The organism is Streptomyces sp. MMS24-W38, assembly GCF_059889265.1.
In genome coordinates, this window is sequence record NZ_JCBCPP010000001.1 from 5,109,944 (window position 1) to 5,132,531 (window position 22,588).

Consider the following 22,588-nt stretch of genomic DNA (forward strand, 5'->3'; position numbering starts at 1 on the left):
GGATTCCGCCCGGAGTCCGGTATTGAATACGAGGTTCCGGTTCCCTGTTTCGAGGGGTGTGACCTGCGGTTTCAGCGGGCAGCGGGGAGTGGTGGGCGTGGTTCCGCGGGGCCGCCCCGCTCATCGCCGGGGATCCGGGCCCGGTGCGCCGGTGCGGTACCGCTCGGTGCGGGCCTCGTGTACCTGACGGCCGATCACCGCATGTGCGGCCTGGGGACCTTGGCGTTCTCTGACGGGGCGTGCGGCGTCCACCGCTGCGCGCGGGGTGCCGTACCGGCCGTTGGACAGGCCCATCGACCGGTGGTCGTCGTAGGCGGTGCCCTCCAGCACCTCGCGGGACCGGTGGGCGACGAGGCGCACGCAGACGTCCTCGGCGGAGGTTGCCGAGGGTGACGGCGGGGGTGTGGGCGGGGACGGGGTGCCGGTGTGGCCGGCTCCGGACGGGCCCGCAGTCGGCGGCCAGGACGACCGTCAGGAACTGAGCAGGGGGTGAGAGCCCGCCCGGCGGGCCGAAGGACCCTTCTTCCCGCTCTCATGTCCGAAACGGCAGGGCGTCCGCCGCCCGCGGGCGACGGTGGTGCGGGGCCGTGATGACGCCGGGCCGTGCCGGGAAACGGGTGCGGGGCGGCCGCACGGCCGCCCCCGCACCCTCACGCACCGGTCAGTTCGTGGCGTCGGCCGCCCGCTCCGTGTCGCCCGGGTTGTCGCCCGGGTTCACGTCCCGCAGCAGACAGGTCAGCCGCGCGGTGCACACCCGCTTGTCCGCCTCGTCGCTGATGACGATCTCGTACGTCGCCGTGGACCGCCCCCGGTGCACCGGGGTGGCGACGCCGGTGACCAGGCCGGAGCGGGCGCCCCGGTGGTGGGTGCAGTTGAGGTCGACGCCCACGGCGATCTTGGAGCTGCCGCCGTGCAGCATCGACCCCACCGAGCCCAGGGTCTCGGCCAGTACGGCGGAGGCGCCGCCGTGCAGCAGTCCGTAGGGCTGGGTGTTGCCCTCCACCGGCATCGTCCCGACGACCCGCTCGGCCGAGGCCTCCAGTATCTGCACGCCCATGCGCGTACCGAGATGGCCCGCGGAGAAGAGTGCCTGCAGATCCACGCCGAGCGCGGCGTACTCGTCGATGACCTCTTGCGGGAACTTCACGTGCTGCTGCTCTCCCATGGGGCCCGGCTCCGTTCGTCGTGATCACTACGGCATACGGCACTGCGGCGCCGCCGCGACCGCGGCGGTGGCCACTGAGCAAACGCTCAGTCGGTCGCCGATTGTTCCAGACGGACCACGACGGACTTGCTGGCCGGGGTGTTGCTGGTGTCCGCGGTCGCGTCCAGCGGCACCAGGACGTTGGTCTCCGGGTAGTACGCGGCGGCGCAGCCGCGGGCCGTCGGGTAGTGCACGACGCGGAAACCGGGCGCCCTGCGCTCCACGATGTCGTCGCCGTTGTTGCTGTCCTTCCACTCGCCGACCAGGTCGACGTACGAGCCGTCCGCGAGCCGCAGTTCCCGTGCGTCCTGCGGGTTGACGAGCACCACGCGGCGGCCGTTCCTGATGCCCCGGTAGCGGTCGTCCAGGCCGTAGATCGTGGTGTTGTACTGGTCGTGCGAGCGCAGCGTCTGCAACAGCAGCCGCCCCTCGGGCAGTTCGGGGTACTCCACCGGCGCGGCGGTGAAGTTGGCCTTGCCGGTGGCCGTGGGGAAGCGTCGTTCGTCGCGCGGGGCGTGGGGGAGGGCGAACCCTCCGGGGTGCGCCACGCGCGCGTTGAAGTCCCCGAAGCCGGGGATCACGCGCGCGATGCGGTCGCGGATCGTGGCGTAGTCCTTCTCGAACTCCTCCCACGGGACCTTGCTGTCCGCGCCGAGGACCCGGCGGGCCAGCCGGCACACGATGGCCGGTTCGGACAGCAGGTGCTTGCTCGCCGGTTCGAGGCGGCCGCGGGAGGCGTGCACCATGCCCATGGAGTCCTCGACCGTGACGAACTGCTCGCCGCTGTCCTGCAGATCGCGTTCGGTGCGGCCCAGGGTCGGCAGGATCAGGGCGCGCGCGCCGGTGACGGCGTGCGAGCGGTTCAGCTTGGTCGACACGTGCACGGTCAGCCGGGCCCGGCGCATCGCGGCCTCGGTGACCTCCGTGTCGGGGGAGGCGGAGACGAAGTTGCCGCCCATGGCGAAGAACACCTTCGCCCGCCCGTCGCGCAACGCGCGGATGGCCCGTACGACGTCGTAGCCGTGCTCGCGCGGGGGCGCGAAGCCGAACTCCTTCTCCAGGGCGTCCAGGAACTCCGGTGCGGGTCTCTCGAAGATGCCCATGGTGCGGTCGCCCTGCACGTTGGAGTGGCCGCGCACCGGGCAGACGCCCGCGCCGGGGCGACCGATGTTGCCGCGCAGCAGCAGGAAGTTGACGATCTCGCGGATCATGGGCACGGAGTGCTTGTGCTGGGTGAGGCCCATCGCCCAGCACACGATGACGCGCTTCGATTCGAGGACCATGCGCAGGCACTGCTCGATGTCGCCGCGGGTGAGGCCGGTCGCGGTGAGCGTCGTGTCCCAGTCGGCGGCGCGGGCGGCCTCGGCGAACTCCTCGTAGCCGTGCGTGTGTTCGCGGACGAAGTCCTCGTCGACGGCGCCGGGCGTGTCGACGATCAGCTTGTTGAGGATGCGGAAGAGGGCCTGGTCGCCGCCGAGGCGGATCTGCAGGAACAGGTCGGTCAGGGCGGCGCCGGTGGTGAGGCCCTTGGGGGTCTGCGGGTTCTTGAAGCGCTCCAGGCCCGCCTCGGGCAGCGGGTTGACGGTGATGATCCGCGCGCCGTTCGCCTTGGCCTTCTCCAGGGCGGACAGCATGCGGGGGTGGTTGGTGCCGGGGTTCTGTCCGGCGACGATGATCAGGTCGGACTTGTAGAGGTCCTCCAGCAGGACGCTGCCCTTGCCGACGCCGATCGTCTCGGACAGGGCGGAGCCGGAGGACTCGTGGCACATGTTCGAGCAGTCGGGCAGGTTGTTGGTGCCGAGCTCACGCGCGAAGAGCTGGTAGAGGAAGGCGGCCTCGTTGCTGGTGCGGCCGGAGGTGTAGAAGAGGGCCTCGTCGGGGGAGCCGAGGGCGGCGATCTCCTCGGCGACGATGTCGAAGGCGCGCTCCCAGGTGACGGGTTCGTAGCGGTCGCCGCCCTCGGGGAGGTACACGGGGTGGGTCAGGCGGCCCTGCTGGCCCAGCCAGTAGCCGCTGCGGCCGGCCAGGTCGGCGACGGGGTGCGCGGCGAAGAACTCGGGGGTGACCCGGCGCAGGGTGGCCTCCTCGGCCACGGCCTTCGCGCCGTTCTCGCAGAACTCCGCGGTGTGCCGGTGCTCCGGCTCCGGCCACGCGCAGCCCGGACAGTCGAAGCCGTCCTTCTGGTTGACGTTGAGCAGGGTCAGCGCCGTCCGCTTCACGCCCATCTGCCGGTGCGCCATACGCAGGCTGTGGCCGATCGCCGTGAGGCCCGCGGCCGCGTGTTTCGGCTCGGTGACCTGCGGCGCGTCCTGGACCGGATCACCCTTGGGCGGCTTGGTGGCCATCGCGCACTCCTCTTCGCGTACACGTGTGACGTACGCCTCCGATCCTCGCACGCGGCGGTGACGACGAAGAGGGCCGGGCGGAGGCCGGAGGATTCGGGGGCCGGTCAGGGCGCTCCCGGTGCCGCGGGGCGGCCCTGAGCGCGGGGGCGGGGCCGAGTGTCAGTGGCGCGTGGCAGGATCGGGGGCGTGGCAGAGACAGCAGCGAAGAAGACCGACCAGACCTCCGGCGAGGCCCGTCCGCGACTGATGCTCATGGACGGGCATTCGCTGGCCTACCGCGCGTTCTTCGCGTTGCCCGCGGAGAACTTCACGACCGCGACGGGCCAGCCGACGAACGCGATCTACGGTTTCGCGTCGATGCTGGCGAACACGCTGCGCGACGAGGCGCCCACTCACTTCGCGGTGGCCTTCGACGTCTCCCGCAAGACCTGGCGGTCGGCGGAGTTCCCCGAGTACAAGGCGAACCGCTCCAAGACGCCGGACGAGTTCAAGGGGCAGGTCGAGCTGATCGGTGAGCTGCTCGACGCGATGCGCGCCCCGCGCTTCGCCGTCGAGGGCTTCGAGGCGGACGACGTCATCGCCACGCTCGCCACCCGCGCCGAGGCCGAGGGCTTCGACGTGCTGATCGTCACCGGCGACCGGGACTCCTTCCAGCTGGTCTCCGAGCGCACCACGGTGCTGTACCCGACCAAGGGCGTCTCCGAGCTGACCCGGTTCACCCCGGAGAAGGTGGTCGAGAAGTACGGGCTGACGCCCGCGCAGTACCCGGACTTCGCGGCGCTGCGCGGCGACCCGTCCGACAACCTGCCCGGCATTCCCGGCGTCGGCGAGAAGACGGCCGCGAAGTGGATCAACCAGTTCGGTTCCTTCGCGGACCTCGTCGAGCGCGTCGACGAGGTCAAGGGCAAGGCCGGGCAGAACCTGCGCGACCACCTGGAGTCGGTCAAGCTCAACCGCCGCCTCACCGAGCTGGAGCGGCAGGTCGAGCTGGGCAGGGACGTCGCCGACCTGGAGCGGACCGCCTACGACCGCAAGGCCGTCGCGATGATCCTGGACACCCTGGAGATCAGGAACCCGTCGCTGCGTGAGCGGCTCTTCGCCGTCGACCCGGGCGCGCAGGAGTCCGAGGCCGCCCCGGTCGTCGCGGACGGGGTGGACCTGGACGGCGCCGTCCTGGGCGCGGGCGAGCTGGCCGGCTGGCTCGCCGAGCACGGCACCGCGCCCCTCGGCGTCGCCACGGTCGACACCTGGGCGCTGGGGACCGGCTCGGTCGCCGAGATCGCCCTGGCCGCGGCCGCGGGGCCGGCCGCCTGGTTCGACCCGGCCGAGCTGGACGAGGGCGACGAGCGGGCGTTCGCCGCATGGCTCGCCGACGAGGACCGGCCCAAGGTGTTCCACAACGTCAAGGGCGCGATGCGGGTCTTCGCCGAGCACGGCTGGAGCATCCGGGGCGTCTCCATGGACACCGCGCTCGCCGCCTACCTGGTCAAGCCGGGCCGCCGCTCCTTCGACCTGGACGCGCTGTCCCTGGAGTACCTGCACCGCGAGCTGGCGCCCGCCGCCGCCGACGGCCAGCTGGCCTTCGGCGCGGACGACACCGCTGAGGCCGAGGCGCTGATGGTGCAGGCCCGCGCGGTCCTCGACCTGGGCGAGGCCTTCGAGGGCCGCCTCCAGGACGTGGGCGCCGCGGATCTGCTGCGGGACGTGGAACTGCCGACGTCCGTCCTGCTGGCCCGCATGGAGCGGTACGGCATCGCGGCGGACCGGGCCCACCTCCAGGGCATGGAGCAGATGTTCGCGGGCGCCGTGCAGCAGGCCGTGAAGGAGGCGCACGCGGCGGCGGGGCACGAGTTCAACCTGGGCTCGCCCAAGCAGCTCCAGGAAGTCCTCTTCGGTGAACTCGGCCTGCCGAAGACGAAGAAGACCAAGACCGGGTACACCACCGACGCCGACGCCCTGGCCTGGCTGGCGGGCCGGACCGACAACGAGCTGCCGGTGATCATGCTCCGGCACCGTGAGCAGGCGAAGCTGCGCGTCACCGTCGAGGGGCTGATCAAGACCATCGCCGCGGACGGCCGCATCCACACCACGTTCAACCAGACGGTCGCCGCCACCGGACGCCTGTCGTCGACCGACCCGAACCTGCAGAACATCCCGGTCCGTACCGACGAGGGCCGCGCGATCCGTCGCGGGTTCGTCGTCGGGGAAGGCTTCGAGTCGCTGATGACGGCGGACTACAGCCAGATCGAACTGCGGGTGATGGCCCACCTCTCCGAGGACGCCGGCCTCATCGAGGCGTTCACCTCCGGCGAGGACCTGCACACCACCGCCGCCTCGCAGGTGTTCGCGGTCGAGCAGGCCGCGGTCGACGCGGAGATGCGCCGCAAGATCAAGGCGATGTCGTACGGCCTCGCGTACGGGCTGTCCGCCTTCGGCCTCTCCCAGCAGCTGAACATCGAGGCGGCCGAGGCCCGCGCCCTGATGGACGCGTACTTCGAGCGGTTCGGCGGGGTACGGGACTATCTGCGCCGTGTGGTCGAGGAGGCTCGGGCGACGGGCTACACGGCGACGCTCTTCGGCCGCCGGCGGTACCTGCCCGACCTCAGCAGCGACAACCGCCAGCGCCGCGAGGCGGCCGAGCGGATGGCTCTGAACGCGCCGATCCAGGGCACTGCGGCGGACATCGTCAAGATCGCCATGCTGAACGTGGACCGGGCGCTGCGCGAGGCGGACCTCAAGTCCCGGATGCTCCTCCAGGTCCACGACGAAATCGTCCTGGAGATCGCCCCCGGCGAGCGCCCGGCCGCGGAAGAGCTGATCCGCCGGGAGATGGCCGCCGCGGTCCGGCTCCGCGTCCCCCTGGGCGTCTCGGTCGGCGCGGGCCCGGACTGGGAGTCGGCGGCGCACTAGCCCTGCGGGGCGGAGGCGGCGGGCCGTTATGGAGGGCGCTCGACGGGTGCCCTCCGTCATGGCTCCGTCCTCGTTTCCGTTCCCCTGAGGGGTTGGTGACTGCTCGCCGGGGAGTGCGCACGGGGCCGCGTCAGCTCGATCGTGTGATGGTTCGTTCGTGAGCTTGTGGTGCCCTGGGCCGGTTGGGCTGGCGTGAGCGTGCGGTCCGGGACGCCGGGTACGGCGCCAGTGAGCGGGGCCCCTGCTCCACCGGAGTGATGGTTCGGGGCCTCCCGGTACCGGACCACGCACCGGATGCGTGTCGCCGCCCCGGAGCCGAGTACGCCGGGGACCAGTGCGTTCAAGACCGTTCGGGGCGTGCGGCCGAGTGGGATGACTCCTGCTCAGTCCCCAGGAACGGTCTCACTCGCGTGGACCTCGCGGGCGGGCCGTCGCGGGGGGCGGGCGCCAGGATGCGGGGCATGGGTATACGCATGCTTCACCGCAGAGCGGGGCCCCCGCCGACCGACGCCGACGGACCCACCCTCGAGGCGTTTTCGCCGGTTCCGGTCTTCGCGGCCACCGCAAGTACCGCCCGTACTCCCGCCCCCCTCGCGACCGCGTTGCGCCGTGCCGGCCGACGGTGCACCGGCCGCGGGGCCACCGCCGCACCGCCCGCCCCGTCACCCGGCGTCGAGCCGCCCCCGTGGCGGCTGTGGGCCGAGCTGACCCGCGGCTATCTGGCGCTCGCCCTCACCCTGTTGCCACGCACCCGCCCCGTCCGTACCGTCACCGTGTTCGTGGCGGCCGGGGAGACCCTCAGCGTGCGGCCGTACGGCTCGGCCGCCCCGTACCGGCGTCGTCGAGGTCCCCGGTGGCCGGGGCCGGACGCAGCGCCCTGACCGCCACGGCGTACAGCGGCAGCGCGACCACGAGCCCGGCGCCCGCCCCGAAGCACACCGTGGGGATCAACTCCCAGGGCTTCGCGGTCGCACCCCAGTAGTCCCACCACCGCGAGGCCCGATGCACGGCCCCCACCAGCGCACAGCCGCCGAGCAGCGCGGCGGCCGCCCACCGGTCGGCCGCGGACAGCGACGGCACCCCCGCCGGCGCGGACCGGGGCGCCGCCCGCTTCAGCGCCCGCGCCAGGAACACGACGACCACCACCGTGGCCACCGCCGAACCGCCGTACTGCAGGTACCAGTACAGCGGTGAGCCCGCGATCTCCCGTCCCAGGACGGGAAAGACCCGCATCCCCCACCGGTCGAGGTGCGTGAACGCGTCCCACACCACATGCGTCAGCGCACCGAGCACGGCCGAGACGTACCAGCGTGCCACCAGGGACGCCCGCACGCGCGCGGGGGGCGTGCCGCAGCGCAGCAGGGCGGCCGTCCGCCCCTGCCGGGGCCGCGGCAGCAGCGCCACGAGCGGTTCGCGGATCAGGAGCCACAGACCCACCAGCGACCAGGCGATGCACACATCCACGGTGAGGACGCCCGGGAACGAGTGGGTGAAGTCTCCGAACTCCATCGCTCCGGACAGGACACTGGCCGCGTAGTAGGTCAGGTCCGGGGCGAGACTGCCCGCCACGAGAACGGCCGGCACCAGGGGGCCCCGGCCGGTCCCGTCGGTTCGTACGGCGGGCAGGACCGCTGCCGCATGGCTCAATGTGAAGGGCAACTCGGCTCCCCGGAAGGTTCGTTGACCGGGCTGGTCGGTCCCGGCGCTCGGCGGACCCCAGTATGCGCGACACCCCGTCCGTGCTCGTGCGGGGACGACTGTGACCAACCGGTGAATACCGGGCATGAACGGGTGTGCGGGCAAAGGATGTTGCCGTAGGGTCGCGAGAGTCGCCGTGCCAGGTGCAACCGGCGGGCGGGCTGAATCGTCACAACTGGGCGAGTGTGGCAGACGTTGACGGATGCTCCGGCGTCCGAGGGGAGGGGTTCACTCTATGGCGGCGCATTTCGGCAGGAGGCTGCGCAAGGGAGCGGCAACCACCGCCGTGGCGGCGGCCGCGGTGGCGGCCCTGTCCGCGTCCCAGGCTCCGGGTGCGACGATCGACGACCCGGCGGGCCGGGCCGCCCCGGACGCCACCTCGGCGCCCGAGGGGAGCACCGACGGCCCCGGCGCGACCGGCAACTCGCCCTACTACACGGACCTGCCGCCGCTCAACAGCCCCAACCCCTCCCCGTCCGCGGGCACCGACCCGCTCACGTCGGGCGCTTCCGAGGCGGGCATACCCGCGACCGTCCTCGACGCCTACAAGAAGGCCGAGGCGGCGCTGCGCGAGTCCAAGCCCGGCTGCAACCTGCCCTGGCAACTGCTCGCCGCCATCGGCAAGGTGGAGTCCGGCCAGGCCCGCGGCGGGCGCGTCGACGCCGAAGGCACCACCCTCTCCCCGATCATCGGCCCGCAGCTCGACGGCAACGGCTTCGCGCTCATCCGGGACACCGACAACGGCGTGTACGACGGCAACAGCTCCTACGACAACGCCGTCGGCCCCATGCAGTTCATCCCGTCCACCTGGGCGTGGGCGGGCCGCGACGGCAACGGCGACGGCCGCAAGGACCCCAACAACATCTACGACGCCGCCCTGGCCGCCGGCCACTACCTGTGCCGCTTCGGCTGGGACCTGTCCGACCGGGCGGACCTCGACAAGGCGATCCTCAGCTACAACCCGTCGAGGGACTACCTGAACACCGTCCTGTCGTGGCTGGAGTACTACCGCAAGGGCACGCACGAGATCCCGGACGGCACCGGCGCGCTGCCCGGCGACCGCAGCGACGACCACACCACGCGCCCCACCCCGGCAGCGTCGACGCCGTCGACGCAGCCGGGCACCACCCCGTCGGCCCCGGGCACGTCGCCGAAGCCCAGCACCGGCCCCGACAAGCCGGGTGGCGGCAGCAGCACCGGCCCCAAGCCGCCGGCCTCCCCGGGCACGCCGAGCACACCGCCGAGCACATCGCCGAGTACACCGCCGAGTACACAGCCTCCGACGACACCGCCGCCCGGCAGGCCCTCCACGCCCACCGACACGGTGGACCACCTGGAGAACGCCGGCACGGGCAAGCTCACCGCGATGGCGGGCGACGCGTTCACCGAGAGGATCCGCGCCCGCGCGGAGACGGACGAGGGCAAGGCCGTCGCGAAGGTGCGGATCCGCTTCACCGTCCTCGGCGACACCGACACCACCTTCACCGGCGGCGAGAGCGTGGCCACCGTCGTCACCGACAGCGCCGGTGTCGCCGTGGCGCCCGCGCTCCGGGCGGGCGAGAAGACGGGCGACGTCGCCGTCCGCGCCACCGTCGTCGGCCGCGCCGTCCCGGGCCTCGCCTACCGGGCCACCGTCACCGAGCGCACCGCCGACACCGTCGTGCGCACCGGGGACGAGGCGCTGACCTGCATCCCGGGCGGCGAGTTCGCCCACCGGGTCGAGGTACGGGCCACCCGCGGCGGCGCCCCGGCCGGCAAGGTCGCGGCCACCGCCACGCTGATCGCGTCGGCCGACGACCCGGCCGTCAACGACGAGGGGCCCTACTTCGAGGACGGCGACGGCAAGGCCGTCCGCACCCTGAGCGGCCTGGAGACGGACGCGGACGGTCTCCTGACGCTGCCGCAGCTCTACGCGGACGACACCACCGGCACCTTCCTGCTCCGCGTCACCACCGCGGGCGGCGCGACCCTCACGGTCGAACTGACCGTGGCCGCCGCCGAGACGGAGTCCCCCGGCCCGTCGGCGTCCCCTGACCCCGCCACCGACTCATAGGAGCAGGGTCACCGTCCGAGCCGCGCGTTGGTGTGCCGGGTCGGCTCGGCGGCGGCCGGATCCTCGGGCCACGGATGCCGGGGGTAACGACCGCGCAGCTCGGCCCGTACGCCCTTGTACCCGTCCTTCCAGAAGGAGGCGAGGTCGGAGGTGACGGCGGCGGGCCGCCCGGCCGGGGAGAGCAGATGCACCAGCAGGGGCACCCCGGCCACCCGCGGTGACTCCTGGAGCCCGAACATCTCCTGGAGTTTCACCGCGAGCACCGGCTGCCCGGCGTCGGAGTAGTCGATCCGGATCGCGGACCCGCTGGGTACGGTGATCCGCTCGGGGGCCAGCTCGTCCAGCCGGGCGGCCTGCCCGGACGCCCACGGCAGCAGCCGGCCGAGGGCCTGTCCGGCGTCGATCCGCGCCAGGTCGGCCCGGCGCCGGGCGCGGCTCAGCTCGGGCTCCAGCCACTCCTCCACGCGTGCGTGGAGCGCGTCGTCGGACACATCGGGCCAGGGGGCGCCGAGCCGGCCGTGCAGGAAGGCCAGCCGCTGCCGCAGCACGGTTGCTCCCGTCGGCCACCGCAGCAGCCCGAACCCCTCCTGCCGCAGCCCGTCCAGCAGCGCGGCCCGCACCAGGGCGGGCTCCGCGTCGGTGCGGGGCCGTACCGCCAGTTCCACCGCACCCAGCCGCTCGACCCGGCGGGCGACGACATCGCCGTCGGCCCAGCGCACCTCCTCGCGTGTCTCCAGCAGGGTCCCGGCCGCCCACCGCGCGGTCTGCTCGTCGACGGCCGCGCCGAGCCGCACGCGCGCGTGCCCCCGCCCCACCGGCCGGTCGGCGGCGGCGACCGCGATCCAGGGAGCGCCCCGCAGCCCGGTGTCCTCGCCGGCCTCGGCACGCGTCCCGGACACCATCAGATACGAACCGCCCTCCGCGCGGGCGATCCGCTCGGGAAACGCGAGCGCGGCCACCAGTCCGACACGGGCGCCCTCCCCGCCTTTCCAGCCCTCCCCGCCCACCGGGCCCGTCGGCACGGGCGGCGCGGTGTGGACCGCTTCCGGGGAGACCTCCGAGGCGAGCGACCGCAGCCGGCGCGCCTCCGTCCGCCACCGCTGCGCATAGGCGCCGTCCCCGCGCCGCGCGGCGCGCAGCGCCTCCGCGAGGTCGTCCCCGTAGCCGCGCGGCGCCTCCTCGCCGATCAGCGCGACCACGTCGGCGGCGAGCGCCCGGCCCACGGCCGGTGCCGCGTCCAGCAGCGCCCGCCCCAGCCGGGGGTGCAGGCCCAGCCGGGCCAGCCGCGTGCCCCGCTCCGTGGCCCGCCCGTCGGCGCCGACGGCTCCGATCGCCGTCAGGACGGCCCCGGCCGCCGCCATCGCCCCGCGCGGCGGCGGATCGAGCAGCGCGAGCCCGGAGGCGTCCGGCTCGCCCCAGCAGGCCGCCTGCAGCGCGAACGCCGTCAGGTCGGCCACCTTGATCTCGGGGGAGGGGAACCGGGGCAGCCGCGCGTCCTCGGTCTCCGCCCAGCACCGGTACACCGCGCCCGGCGCCTCACGTCCGGCCCGCCCCGCCCGCTGCCTGCCCGCCGCCTGCGAGGCCCGTACCGTCGTCAGCGCGCTCAGCCCGCGCGCGTGGTCGACGCGGGGCTCACGCGCGAGTCCCGCGTCCACGACCACCCGGACCCCCGGAACCGTCAGCGACGACTCCGCCACCGAGGTCGCCAGCACCACCCGGCGCCGCTGTCCGGGGGCCAGCACCGCGTCCTGCACCGATGCCGGCGCCCGCCCGTGGACCTGGAGCACCTCGGCCTCTGCCAGCCGCCCCAGATGTGCGGCGACCCGGGCGATCTCGCCCACGCCGGGCAGGAACACCAGGACGTCACCGTCCCGTTCGGCCAGCGCCCGCCGCACCACCGACGCCACATGCGTCAGCAGCGCCGGGTCGACCCGCATGCCGTGCGGCGGCCGTACCGGACGCGCGGGAGGGGCCCACACCACCTCCACCGGATGGGCCGTGCCGCGCGCCTCGACCACGGGCGCGTCGCCCAGCAGCCGGGCCCAGCCCGCCGCGTCGGTCGTCGCCGACGCGGCCACCAGGCGCAGCTCCGGCCGCAGGGTCTCGCGCACGTCCCACAGGAACGCCGCCGCCGTGTCCGCGTCCAGATGCCGCTCGTGGCACTCGTCGAGCACCACCGCGTCCACCCCGGTCAGTTCCTGGTCCCGCTGCAGCCGCTGCAGGAGCACGCCGGTCGTGACGACCTCCACGCGCGTGCGGTGCCCGACCACCCGCTCCCCGCGCACCGTGAAACCCACGGACCCGCCGGCCCTCTCGCCCAGCAGCCAGGCCATCCGCCGGGCCGCCGCCCGCGCCGCGATCCGCCGGGGCTCGGCGACCACGACCCGCCGCGCGGGCCCGCCACCGACCAGCCCGGCCAGCACCAGCGGTACGAGGGTCGTCTTGCCGGTGCCGGGCGGTGCGACGAGAACGGCGGTGCCGTGCGTCTCCAGGGCGTCGGTCAGCGCCGGAAGGGCCTCGCGCACCGGGAGGGCGTCGAGAGCGTCGTGACGGACCACGCACTCAGTCCCGTACGCACACGAAGATCGCCGTGCCCGGGATCAGGTGTCCGCGCAGCGGGGACCAGCCGCCCCACTCGGAGGTGTTCCACTCCGGCCACTCCGGTTCCACCAGGTCCACCAGGCGAAAGCCCGAGGCGGTGATGTCGCGGACGCGGTCGCCCAGCGTCCTGTGGTGCTCGACGTACACCGCGCGGCCCTGCTCGTCCTGCTCGACGTAGGGCGTGCGGTCGAAGTAGGACCCGGAGACGCTCAGTCCCTCCGGGCCGGGCTCGTCCGGGAACGCCCAGCGGACCGGATGCGTGACGGAGAAGACGAGCCGGCCCCCGGGCCGCAGCACCCGGCGCACCTCGCGCAGCACCAGCCGCGGGTCGGCGACGAAGGGCAGCGCCCCGTACGCCGAGCAGGCCAGGTCGAAGGAGCCGTCCGCGAACGGCAGGGCGCCCGCGTCGGCGCACACCAGCGGGAACGGGCCCCCGATGCGCAGCGCGTGCTGCAGCTGCCGGTGCGAGATGTCCAGGGCCACCGGGCGCGCGCCCTGCGCGGCCAGCCAGCGTGAGCACTGGGCCGCGCCGGCGCCGAGCTCCAGGATGTCGCGGTCCTTCAGGTCCTCCGGCGGGCCGAGCAGTTCGGCCTCCACCTCGTCCAGCCCCTCGGGGCACCACACGAAGCGGTCGTCGCCGAGGAACGTGCCGTGCTCGACCTGGTACTCGTCCGCGTTGCGGTCCCACCAGCCCCGGTTGGCGCGGGAGCTCTCGGTGACGCCGGCGTTCCGTCGGGTCGCCTCGGGTTCGGACGCTTCGGGCTCTTGGATGATCGGCTCCATCGTCGTACTCTTCCGTCAAGTCGCCCCGGCTGTCGCCACAGGGGGCGCGCGGGGTCCTGCGTGGCGCGGATCCGGCGCGGGTCTCGGTCGGCCTCGAGGCGGCGTCTGACGTGCGGCGCTACCCCCAGAAGGGGGAATTGTGCCGGTTATGCGGCGATCCGCCCCGGGTGGGGGGCTTCGCGCATTGACCCTGCCCGGCTGCCCCCGTATGCTACAAGTTGCGCTGCGGGCCTGCGCACCTCAGACATAGCAGGCTGCGCTCGCATCTGTTGTATGTCCCCTCGGTTCTCGAGGCGCCACCGGGGCACCCGGTGTCGGAACGGCGCTTCTTTTGCTGTCCGGCTTCTGCAGAGCGAAACGGGCTCCGGCGTAGCAGTACCTACGACTCACTGTCCGTACCGGAGCCCTTTCCCACATGACGAGCAGCACCGAGACCACCGCCACCACCCCGCAGGTTGCGGTCAACGACATCGGTAACGAGGAAGCCTTCCTCGCCGCGATCGACGAGACGATCAAGTACTTCAACGACGGCGACATCGTCGACGGCGTCATCGTGAAGGTCGACCGGGACGAGGTCCTGCTCGACATCGGTTACAAGACCGAAGGTGTCATCCCGAGCCGCGAGCTCTCGATCAAGCACGATGTCGACCCCAACGAGGTCGTCGCCGTCGGTGACGAGATCGAAGCCCTCGTTCTCCAGAAGGAGGACAAGGAAGGCCGCCTGATCCTCTCGAAGAAGCGCGCCCAGTACGAGCGTGCCTGGGGCACCATCGAGAAGATCAAGGAAGAGGACGGCATCGTCACCGGTACCGTCATCGAGGTCGTCAAGGGTGGTCTCATCCTCGACATCGGCCTCCGCGGCTTCCTCCCGGCCTCCCTGGTCGAGATGCGCCGCGTCCGCGACCTCCAGCCCTACGTGGGCAAGGAGCTCGAGGCGAAGATCATCGAGCTGGACAAGAACCGCAACAACGTGGTCCTGTCCCGCCGTGCCTGGCTGGAGCAGACCCAGTCCGAGGTCCGCCAGACGTTCCTCACCACCCTCCAGAAGGGTCAGGTCCGTTCCGGCGTCGTCTCCTCGATCGTCAACTTCGGTGCCTTCGTGGACCTGGGTGGCGTCGACGGCCTGGTGCACGTCTCCGAGCTGTCCTGGAAGCACATCGACCACCCCTCCGAGGTCGTCGAGGTCGGTCAGGAAGTCACCGTCGAGGTGCTCGACGTCGACATGGACCGCGAGCGTGTCTCCCTGTCGCTGAAGGCGACCCAGGAAGACCCGTGGCAGCAGTTCGCCCGCACCCACCAGATCGGCCAGGTCGTGCCCGGCAAGGTCACGAAGCTGGTTCCGTTCGGTGCGTTCGTCCGCGTGGACGAGGGCATCGAGGGTCTGGTCCACATCTCCGAGCTGGCCGAGCGCCACGTGGAGATCCCGGAGCAGGTCGTCCAGGTCAACGACGAGATCTTCGTCAAGGTCATCGACATCGACCTCGAGCGCCGTCGCATCAGCCTCTCGCTGAAGCAGGCCAACGAGGCCTTCGGCGCCGACCCGACGGCGGTCGAGTTCGACCCGACCCTGTACGGCATGGCCGCGTCCTACGACGACCAGGGCAACTACATCTACCCCGAGGGCTTCGACCCCGAGACCAACGACTGGCTCGAGGGCTACGAGGCTCAGCGCGAGGCGTGGGAGACCCAGTACGCCGAGGCGCAGTCCCGCTTCGAGCAGCACCAGGCGCAGGTCATCAAGTCCCGCGAGGCGGACGAGAAGGCCGCTGCCGAGGGTGGCGACACCGCGGGTGCGGCTCCGGCCGCTTCCGGTGGCGGCTCGTACTCCTCCGAGGGCGGCGACAACTCCGGCGCCCTGGCCTCGGACGAGGCGCTGGCCGCGCTGCGCGAGAAGCTGGCCGGCGGCCAGAGCTGAAATCCGGCCGCTGAGCTCTAGCCGGTAACTGAGGGGCCGCACCTTTCGAGGTGCGGCCCCTCAGTGCTGCGCTTCGGGGTCGGGCGTCGCCCGCGGGCCGGTGGGAGCTCGTCGCGCCCGCGCGGCGGGGCCGCATGTCGACACGGCCCCGCGCTCCCCGGGGAGTTGTCCTCACCCGGGAATGCCGGTGCCGCGCGTCACGTTGTCCACTGGGAACACGAGGAGGAGCGGTCACGGTGCTTGATCCGCAGGGTTTGTACGCATGGGAGCCGAAGGGGCTGGCCGTCGTCGACATGGCGCTCGCCCAGGAATCGGCCGGACTTGTCATGCTCTACCACTTCGACGGGTACATCGACGCGGGCGAGGCCGGCGACCAGATCGCCGAGCGGCTGCTCGACTCGCTGCCCCACCAGGTGGTCGCCCGGTTCGACCACGACCGGCTCGTCGACTACCGGGCCCGGCGCCCGCTGCTGACCTTCACCCGCGACCGCTGGACCGACTACGAGGTGCCCGCCCTCGAGGTGCGGCTGGTCCAGGACGCCACCGGGGCGCCGTTCCTGCTGCTGTCCGGGCCCGAACCGGACGTCGAGTGGGAGAGGTTCGCCGCCGCGGTGCGGCAGATCGTGGAGCGGCTCGGCGTCCGCCTCTCGGTGAACTTCCACGGCATCCCGATGGGCGTCCCGCACACGCGACCGGTGGGCATCACCCCGCACGGCAACCGCACCGACCTCGTCCCGGGACGCACCGGCCCCTTCGAGGAGGCGCAGGTGCCCGGCAGCGCCGAGGGACTCGTCGAGTACCGGCTCATGCAGGCCGGGCACGACGTGCTGGGTGTCGCCGCGCACGTGCCGCACTACATCGCCCGCTCCGCTTACCCGGACGCGGCGCTGACCGCCCTGGAGGCCATCACGGCCGCGACCGGCCTGGTCCTGCCGGGTGTGGCGCACTCCCTGCGCACCGACGCCCACCGCACGCAGACCGAGATCGACCGCCAGGTCCGGGAGGGCGACGACGAGCTCACGGCCCTCATCCAAGGCCTCGAGCACCAGTACGACGCCGCCGCGGGCGCCGAGACCAGGGGCAACATGCTCGCCGAGCCGGTGGAGATCCCGTCGGCGGACGAGATCGGGCTCGAGTTCGAGCGGTTCCTCGCGGAGCGCGAAGGCGACAACTGAGGCAGGGCCGCCACCGTCGCCGTCGGTGGCAGGCCCTAAGCTTCGGGTCATGCTGACGGTGGGCCTGACCGGCGGGATCGGAGCCGGCAAGAGCGAGGTGTCGCGGCTGCTCGTCGAGTGCGGGGCCGTACTGATCGACGCGGACCGCATCGCGCGCGAGGTCGTCGCGCCGGGGACACCCGGACTCGCGGCGGTCGTGGAGTCCTTCGGCGAGGGCGTCCTCGCCGAGGACGGCGGCCTGGACCGGCCGAGACTGGGATCGATCGTCTTCGCCGACCCGGAGAAGCTCGCCGTCCTCAACTCGATCGTCCACCCCCTGGTGGGCGCCCGCTCCCGTGAGCTGGAGAAAGCCGCCGCCGAGGACGCCGTCGTCGTCCACGACGTACCCCTGCTCACGGAGAACGGCCTCGCTTCCCTCTACGACCTGGTGATCGTGGTCGACGCGAGCGCCGAGACCCAGCTCGACCGTCTCGTGGGCCGCCGCGGCATGAGCGAGCAGGACGCGCGCGCGCGGATGGCCGCCCAGGCGACGCGCGAGCAGCGCCGGGAGATCGCGGACGTCGTCATCGACAACGACGTCCCCCTGGAGGAGCTGGCACGGCGGGTGAAGGACGTATGGGCCGAACTCGTGCGCAGGGAGCGGGCGGCCCGCCGGCCCGCGCAGGAATAGGGATCCCCGCCCGGGGCGTTGAACCGGTTCGACGAGGGAAGGATGCGGCTGTGCCCGAGCTCAGTGGTTCGACCGGACGTACGCCGGAGACACATGTCATCGACTTCCGTGCCGCCGAGCAGCTGCTCGCCTCGCGGGACCCGCGGGGTGCGGTGAAGCTGCTCGACGGGGTCATCGACGCGTACCCGGAGAACACCGCGGCGCGGTTGCTGCGCGCGCGTGCGTTCTTCGCGGCGGCCCAGCTGAGGCCGGCCGAGCTCGAGTTCTCCATCGTCCTGGAGCGCGAGCCGGACAACGCCTTCGCGCACTTCGCGCTCGCCCGTACCTACCAGCGGCAGAGCCGCCCCGAACCGGCCAGGCGCCACTTCCGGCTGGCCGCCGCGCTGGACCCGAACCCGGAGTACCTGAAGGCCGCGAGCTTCGACACCTGAGGGGCCGCCCGCGCTGCCCCCGGTCACACGGTCACCACGGGCCCCGGGGCGGTTCGTACGGGGGGACGTCGCGGCCCGGCTGGTAGTGCGGCCCCTGACGGAGGTGCCGGACGACCACGATCAGATCGGTCGTGACGACCAGCCACAGCACCCCGCACAGGAGCGCCCAGCCCGGATGGCCGAAGAGCGCGAACGCCACCGTCCCGGAGACCGTCCACACCTCGCCCCAGACACTCAGCCAGAGCCGCGCGCGCAACGCACTGCGTGCGGTCCTCGGCTCACTGCCCGTGCGCATCTCGTCACCACCCCTCCCGACTTCACCGTACGCCAGGACGACGAGGACGGCGTTTTCACTCGATCGAGTGAGTCGGGGGAGGAGGGGAACGGGCTTGCGGATCCGGTCCGTTGGACGGGCATGGAGCTGAAAACGCGTGAGGGATACAAGGGGACGGGCCCCGGGGCGATCACCCCGGACGGCTGTGCGGTGGAGCTGTACTCACGACTGCCCGTCGGTGACGAGCCGGACGTCATCGCCGCCGCCGTTCCGGCGGGCGCGCGCATCCTGGAGCTGGGCAGCGGAGTGGGGCGGATGACCCACGCACTGCTGGAGCGCGGATTCGAGGTCACCGCGGTGGACGAGTCCGCCGAGATGCTGGAGCGCGTCCGCGGGGCCCGGACCGTGTGCGGCCCCATAGAGGAGCTGCGGCTGGACGAGACGTTCGACGTGGTGCTCCTCGCGTCGTTCCTGGTGCACGCGGGCGACCCGGAGGTGCGGCGGGGGCTGCTGCGTACCTGTGCGCGGCATCTGGCGAAGGGAGGGTGCGTACTGATCCAGCGGGAGGGCGAGGACTACCACACGAATCTGCCGCGCGAGCGGGTGGACCCGGCCGGCTTCACCGTGCGGATCGTGTCGGCCGAACCGGTCGGCGACGGGGTCGACTCCGTGCACGCGGAGTACGTGTTCCCGGACGCGGTATGGACGCAGACGTTCCGGTCGCGGCGGTTGACGAGGGAGCAGTTCGAGGAGGCGCTGGAGGAGGCGGGCCTGGCAGTGGACCGGTACCTGACAAAGAACGGGGCATGGGTGAGAGCGGTGGCGCCGAAGGCGCGGTGACACCGCTCGTCCTGATCGTGGGCCCGCCCCGGACCGGCGCCGTTCGTTCAGGGGCGCGGCGCCGTGCCGCCGGGGGCGCCGGGACCTCCCAGGCCTCGCAGGCGTTCCAGCTCGCGGCGGTCGCGCTTGGTCGGGCGGCCCGCACCGCGGTCCCGGACACCGGCGGGGGCGACGGCGTCGCGGGGCGGGGGCGGCGGGGAGTTGTCGACATAGCACTGGACGGCCACCGGGGCGCCCACCCGCTTGCGGATCAGCCGCTTGACGACGACGACCCGCTCCCGGCCCTCGTGCCGCAGCCGCACCTCGTCACCGACGCGCAGGGAGTGCGCGGGCTTCACCCGCTCGCCGTTCACCCGCACATGGCCGCCCCGACAGGCGGTGGAAGCGAGGGAACGCGTCTTGAGCAGGCGCACGGACCAGATCCAGCTGTCGGTGCGAACGGTCTCGCCGACCTGCGGTCCGGCAGCCTCGGCAGCGGCCACAGCGGCGGCGGTCTTCGGGTCCTCGGAAGCCATGGTCCCGACCTTAGCCGTCCGGGACGGCCGGGCGGGAAGTGATTTCGCCGAGGCCCGGCTTCGGACGGGTCCACCTCGGGTTCGGCGTGGCGGGCCCGAACGGGAACGACCTGCTCCACCAGCGTGTTTCCCACCGGCCGGGTCATCGCGCCGTCCGTCGGGTCCCTCGCCCGGCAGCCGGTCGGCGCGCTCACCGGTGTGGTGTGGGAGCCATGAGCCCCGGGCCGCTGCTCTGGCTGCTGACGGCGGCCGTGCTGCTCGCGGGGACTCTTCCGTGGCTGCGCGAGCCCGACCGGCCCGCCGTGCCGGCGGCGGCGCGCGGCACCACCCGGTCGGCGCCGTGAACCCGCGGACGGGCGGCCCGTCCTACTGTGGAGCCGTGGATCCCAGCGGCCTTTCCGGCCCGGCCGGCATCGACGGCCTCCCGGGCCTTTTCGACCTCGACCGGCGCATCGCCGACTGTCGCGCCTGCCCGCGGCTGGTGGACTGGAGGGAGGAGGTCGCCCGTACCAAGCGCGCCGCGTTCGCCGACTGGACGTACTGGGGCCGGCCGGTGCCGGGATTCGGGCCGCCGGACGCCCGGCTGCTGATCGTCGGACTGGCACCCGCCGCGCACGGCGGAAACCGCACCGGCCGGATGTTCACCGGGGACCGCTCCGGCGACGTGCTGTACGAGGCGCTGTACGACGTCGGACTCGCCTCGCAGCCGACCTCCACGCACGCCGGGGACGGCCTGGAACCGTACGGCGTACGCATCACCGCACCCGTGCACTGCGCCCCGCCCGCCAACAGGCCGACCCCCGGGGAACGGGACACCTGCCGGCCCTGGCTGGTCCGGGAACTGCGGCTGCTGCGGCCGACGCTGCGGGCCGTGCTCGTCCTCGGCGCCTTCGGCTGGCAGGCCGCGCTGCCCGCGCTCACCGAGGCGGGCTGGACCGTGCCCCGCCCCCGCCCGGCCTTCGCCCACGGCACCCACGTCACGCTCCCCGCCCCGGACGGCGACGACCTGCACCTGTACGGCTGCTTCCACGTGAGCCAGCGCAACACCTTCACCGGCAGACTCACCCCCGAGATGCTCCGGGAGGTGCTGCGCACGGCAGCCGAGGCTGCGGGGCTGCCCACGCGGAAATGAGGTGAGCCCGCACGGCACGCCCCGCTAGGGTGCGGCGATGGCTCTGTATCCGGAGATCGAACCGTACGACCACGGCATGCTCGACGTCGGCGACGGCAACCGCGTGTACTGGGAGACCTGCGGGAATCCGCACGGCAAGCCCGCGCTGGTGCTGCACGGCGGACCGGGAAGCGGCGCGAGCCCCACCCTCCGGCGCTACTTCGACCCGGCCGCGTACCGCATCGTGCTGCTCGACCAGCGCGGCGCCGGACGTTCGACCCCGCACGCCGCCGACCCCGCCACCGACATGGGCGTCAACACGACCGCACACCTCATGGCCGACCTGGAGCGGCTGCGCACCCACCTGGGCATCGAGCGGTGGCTGGTGTGGGGCGCGTCATGGGGGTCGGTGCTGGGACTGCGGTACGCGCAGACGCACCCCGGGGTGGTGTCCGAGCTGGTGCTGACGGCAGTGGCCACCGGTTCTGATCCCGAAGTGGCCCTGCTGACCCGAGGAGTGGGAAAGATCTTCCCGGAGGCCTTCGCCCGCTTCCTCGCCGAACTGCCCGCCGACGAGCGCGACGGCAACCCGGCCGCCGCGTACAGCAGGCTGCTGGAGTCCCCCGACCCGGAGGTGAGGGACCGGGCCGCGCGGGCCTGGACCGACTGGGAGACGGCGACGATCCCCGCCCCGCCCGGCTCGGTCGCGCGGTTCGAGGACCCGGAGTTCCGCAGGGGCTTCGCCCGCACCGTCACCCACTACTGGGGCCATGACCACTTCCTGGGTGAGGGCAATGACGAGGGTGTGGTCCTCCGCGACGCGCACCTGCTGAAGGGCATCCCCGGCACCCTGGTCCAGGGCAGCCTCGACTTCGGCAACCTCCTCGGCACCGTCTGGCGCCTCCACCACGCCTGGCCGGACAGCGAGCTGGTGATGGTGGACGAGGCCGGGCACGACGCCGGTGCGACCGGGAACGACGTACTGGTGGCGGCGACCGACCGGTACGCGCGCCCCCACGGCTGACGATCCGCCCTACGGCCGCCACACGTACCGCACGTCCGGTTCCCGCTCCTCGTTCCCGCCGCCGTCCGTCCACTCCACGGCCTCGAAGCCGTGCCGCTCGTAGAAGCGGTGCGCGGGCGCGTTGACCTGGAAGGTCCACAGGGAAAGCCCCTCGGGGCCGCGCTCCTTGGCCAGCGCGACGAACCGGTCACCGAGCCCGCGCCCGCGCCACTCGGGGGCGAGGTACAACTGCGCCAGCTCCTCACCCTCCAGCACCATCACCCCGACGACGACGCCACCACCCTCCGCTTCCGTCTCCGCCACCCATGTCTCGTGCAGCGGCACGAGGACGTGATGGAAGTAGCCGTACACCTCGTCGTCGGTCCGCGGCCGGACCACGCTCGGCAGCGCGGCGGCGAAGGACCGCAGCCAGACGCCGGCCGCGGCGTCGGCGTCTTCGGGTGAAACGGCTCGGCGCAGCACCACGGTCCGCTCGTCGGCCATCAGGAGACCGCCGCCGTCGTGTCCGGGACGACGGCCGTCGCGGTGATCTCGACGAGCTGCCCGGGGTAGCCGAGGCAGGCCACACCGATCAGGGTCGACGAATGGGGTCCGGCGCTCAGCCCGGACGCCTCCACCACGTCCCACACGGCGGAGAGCACCGCGGGCTCGCTGCTCACGACGTACACGTCCGTCCCCACGACATGCCGCAAGTCGCTGCCCACCGCGCGCAGTTGTTCCTCGAGGTTGGCCACCACCCGCTCGGCCTGCCGCACCGGATCGCCCTTCCCGACGAGCTTCCCGTCGGCGTCGAGCGGAACGGACCCGGCCAGGAACGCCAGTCTGGTGCCCGCCTCGACGACGGAGGCGTGGGAGTAGGCGGGGGGCGGGAAGAGACTCGGGACGGTGACGCGCTGGATCACAGGGGCTCCGGTCTTCGAAAGGGACGGGGCGGACGACCCACCGAGCATGGGGGCACATGACGCGCCGCCGCATCCGTATTTCGCTCCGCTCACGCCTGTACCGAACCCCGAGGGCCGGTACAGGCGTGAGCGGAGTC

Annotated in this window: 20 protein-coding genes; 10 read left to right on the forward strand and 10 right to left on the reverse strand. The window is 72.9% G+C overall.

The window, feature by feature from the left end:
* Window positions 1-120: 120 nt before the first annotated feature.
* From AC6F7H_RS22220 to AC6F7H_RS22230, 3 genes are all read right to left on the reverse strand, one after another.
* A complete protein-coding gene (locus AC6F7H_RS22220) occupies window positions 121-360 on the reverse strand; it encodes a hypothetical protein (protein WP_500758664.1) in 240 nt (79 codons plus the stop codon).
* Between the two features lie 301 nt (window positions 361-661).
* Complete coding sequence (locus AC6F7H_RS22225) at window positions 662-1,165, reverse strand: PaaI family thioesterase (protein ID WP_500758665.1); 504 nt, start codon at window positions 1,163-1,165, stop codon at window positions 662-664.
* 86 nt (window positions 1,166-1,251) lie between these two features.
* Window positions 1,252-3,549 (reverse strand): FdhF/YdeP family oxidoreductase, encoded by a 2,298-nt coding sequence (locus AC6F7H_RS22230; protein ID WP_500758666.1) that lies wholly within the window; start codon window positions 3,547-3,549, stop codon window positions 1,252-1,254.
* A gap of 186 nt (window positions 3,550-3,735) precedes the next feature.
* On the opposite strand from AC6F7H_RS22230, the gene polA reads away from it, so the two are divergent.
* Window positions 3,736-6,459 carry a DNA polymerase I gene (gene polA, locus AC6F7H_RS22235; RefSeq protein ID WP_500758667.1) on the forward strand — a complete coding sequence of 908 codons (2,724 nt, stop codon included), beginning with the start codon at window positions 3,736-3,738 and terminating at the stop codon, window positions 6,457-6,459.
* A 798-nt stretch (window positions 6,460-7,257) separates the two neighbouring features.
* On the opposite strand, the gene AC6F7H_RS22240 is transcribed toward polA, so the two are convergent.
* On the reverse strand, window positions 7,258-8,118 hold the full coding sequence (locus AC6F7H_RS22240) for a DUF4184 family protein (protein WP_500758668.1): 861 nt from the start codon (window positions 8,116-8,118) through the stop codon (window positions 7,258-7,260).
* Between the two features lie 274 nt (window positions 8,119-8,392).
* Here AC6F7H_RS22240 and AC6F7H_RS22245 point away from each other — a divergent pair, with 274 nt between their 5' ends.
* Complete coding sequence (locus AC6F7H_RS22245; protein ID WP_500758669.1) at window positions 8,393-10,210, forward strand: lytic transglycosylase domain-containing protein; 1,818 nt, start codon at window positions 8,393-8,395, stop codon at window positions 10,208-10,210.
* An 8-nt stretch (window positions 10,211-10,218) separates the two neighbouring features.
* Here AC6F7H_RS22245 and hrpB read toward each other — a convergent pair whose 3' ends face one another.
* The gene (gene hrpB, locus AC6F7H_RS22250; protein WP_500758670.1) at window positions 10,219-12,768 is read right to left on the reverse strand and encodes an ATP-dependent helicase HrpB; all 2,550 of its coding nucleotides are present in this window, start codon (window positions 12,766-12,768) and stop codon (window positions 10,219-10,221) included.
* A 4-nt stretch (window positions 12,769-12,772) separates the two neighbouring features.
* Entirely contained in the window at window positions 12,773-13,594 is an 822-nt protein-coding gene (locus AC6F7H_RS22255; protein ID WP_500758671.1) for a class I SAM-dependent methyltransferase, read from the reverse strand.
* A gap of 415 nt (window positions 13,595-14,009) precedes the next feature.
* Here AC6F7H_RS22255 and rpsA point away from each other — a divergent pair, with 415 nt between their 5' ends.
* The 4 genes from rpsA to AC6F7H_RS22275 all read left to right on the forward strand — a co-directional run bounded on the left by rpsA (window position 14,010) and on the right by AC6F7H_RS22275 (window position 17,785).
* Window positions 14,010-15,509 carry a 30S ribosomal protein S1 gene (gene rpsA, locus AC6F7H_RS22260; protein WP_109380611.1) on the forward strand — a complete coding sequence of 500 codons (1,500 nt, stop codon included), beginning with the start codon at window positions 14,010-14,012 and terminating at the stop codon, window positions 15,507-15,509.
* 236 nt (window positions 15,510-15,745) lie between these two features.
* Entirely contained in the window at window positions 15,746-16,684 is a 939-nt protein-coding gene (locus tag AC6F7H_RS22265) for a PAC2 family protein (protein ID WP_500758672.1), read from the forward strand.
* Window positions 16,685-16,733: 49 nt separating this feature from the next.
* Window positions 16,734-17,354, forward strand: coding sequence for a dephospho-CoA kinase (gene coaE / locus AC6F7H_RS22270; RefSeq protein ID WP_500758673.1), 621 nt, complete (start codon window positions 16,734-16,736; stop codon window positions 17,352-17,354).
* Window positions 17,355-17,404: 50 nt separating this feature from the next.
* Window positions 17,405-17,785, forward strand: coding sequence for a tetratricopeptide repeat protein (locus AC6F7H_RS22275; RefSeq protein ID WP_109380614.1), 381 nt, complete (start codon window positions 17,405-17,407; stop codon window positions 17,783-17,785).
* A 31-nt stretch (window positions 17,786-17,816) separates the two neighbouring features.
* On the opposite strand, the gene AC6F7H_RS22280 is transcribed toward AC6F7H_RS22275, so the two are convergent.
* Window positions 17,817-18,080 carry a DUF6343 family protein gene (locus AC6F7H_RS22280; protein WP_500758674.1) on the reverse strand — a complete coding sequence of 88 codons (264 nt, stop codon included), beginning with the start codon at window positions 18,078-18,080 and terminating at the stop codon, window positions 17,817-17,819.
* Window positions 18,081-18,200: 120 nt separating this feature from the next.
* Here AC6F7H_RS22280 and AC6F7H_RS22285 point away from each other — a divergent pair, with 120 nt between their 5' ends.
* Entirely contained in the window at window positions 18,201-18,899 is a 699-nt protein-coding gene (locus AC6F7H_RS22285) for a class I SAM-dependent methyltransferase (RefSeq protein WP_500758675.1), read from the forward strand.
* A 47-nt stretch (window positions 18,900-18,946) separates the two neighbouring features.
* On the opposite strand, the gene AC6F7H_RS22290 is transcribed toward AC6F7H_RS22285, so the two are convergent.
* A complete protein-coding gene (locus tag AC6F7H_RS22290; RefSeq protein ID WP_500758676.1) occupies window positions 18,947-19,414 on the reverse strand; it encodes an RNA-binding S4 domain-containing protein in 468 nt (155 codons plus the stop codon).
* A gap of 212 nt (window positions 19,415-19,626) precedes the next feature.
* Between AC6F7H_RS22290 and AC6F7H_RS22295 the strand changes: the two genes are divergently transcribed.
* From AC6F7H_RS22295 to pip, 3 genes are read left to right on the forward strand one after another with little or no spacing between them, the layout of a single operon-like run.
* On the forward strand, window positions 19,627-19,758 hold the full coding sequence (locus tag AC6F7H_RS22295) for a hypothetical protein (RefSeq protein WP_500758677.1): 132 nt from the start codon (window positions 19,627-19,629) through the stop codon (window positions 19,756-19,758).
* A gap of 35 nt (window positions 19,759-19,793) precedes the next feature.
* The gene (locus AC6F7H_RS22300) at window positions 19,794-20,546 is read left to right on the forward strand and encodes a uracil-DNA glycosylase (RefSeq protein ID WP_500758678.1); all 753 of its coding nucleotides are present in this window, start codon (window positions 19,794-19,796) and stop codon (window positions 20,544-20,546) included.
* A 37-nt stretch (window positions 20,547-20,583) separates the two neighbouring features.
* Window positions 20,584-21,549: a prolyl aminopeptidase gene (gene pip / locus AC6F7H_RS22305; protein ID WP_500758679.1), complete on the forward strand. Its 966-nt coding sequence runs from the start codon at window positions 20,584-20,586 to the stop codon at window positions 21,547-21,549.
* Between the two features lie 9 nt (window positions 21,550-21,558).
* Here pip and AC6F7H_RS22310 read toward each other — a convergent pair whose 3' ends face one another.
* Together AC6F7H_RS22310 and AC6F7H_RS22315 are read right to left on the reverse strand one after the other, a co-directional pair.
* Window positions 21,559-22,032, reverse strand: coding sequence for a GNAT family N-acetyltransferase (locus AC6F7H_RS22310; protein ID WP_500758680.1), 474 nt, complete (start codon window positions 22,030-22,032; stop codon window positions 21,559-21,561).
* Window positions 22,032-22,451 (reverse strand): RidA family protein, encoded by a 420-nt coding sequence (locus AC6F7H_RS22315; RefSeq protein WP_500758681.1) that lies wholly within the window; start codon window positions 22,449-22,451, stop codon window positions 22,032-22,034. Before AC6F7H_RS22315 ends, AC6F7H_RS22310 begins: the two co-directional genes overlap by 1 nt.
* Window positions 22,452-22,588: the final 137 nt, after the last annotated feature.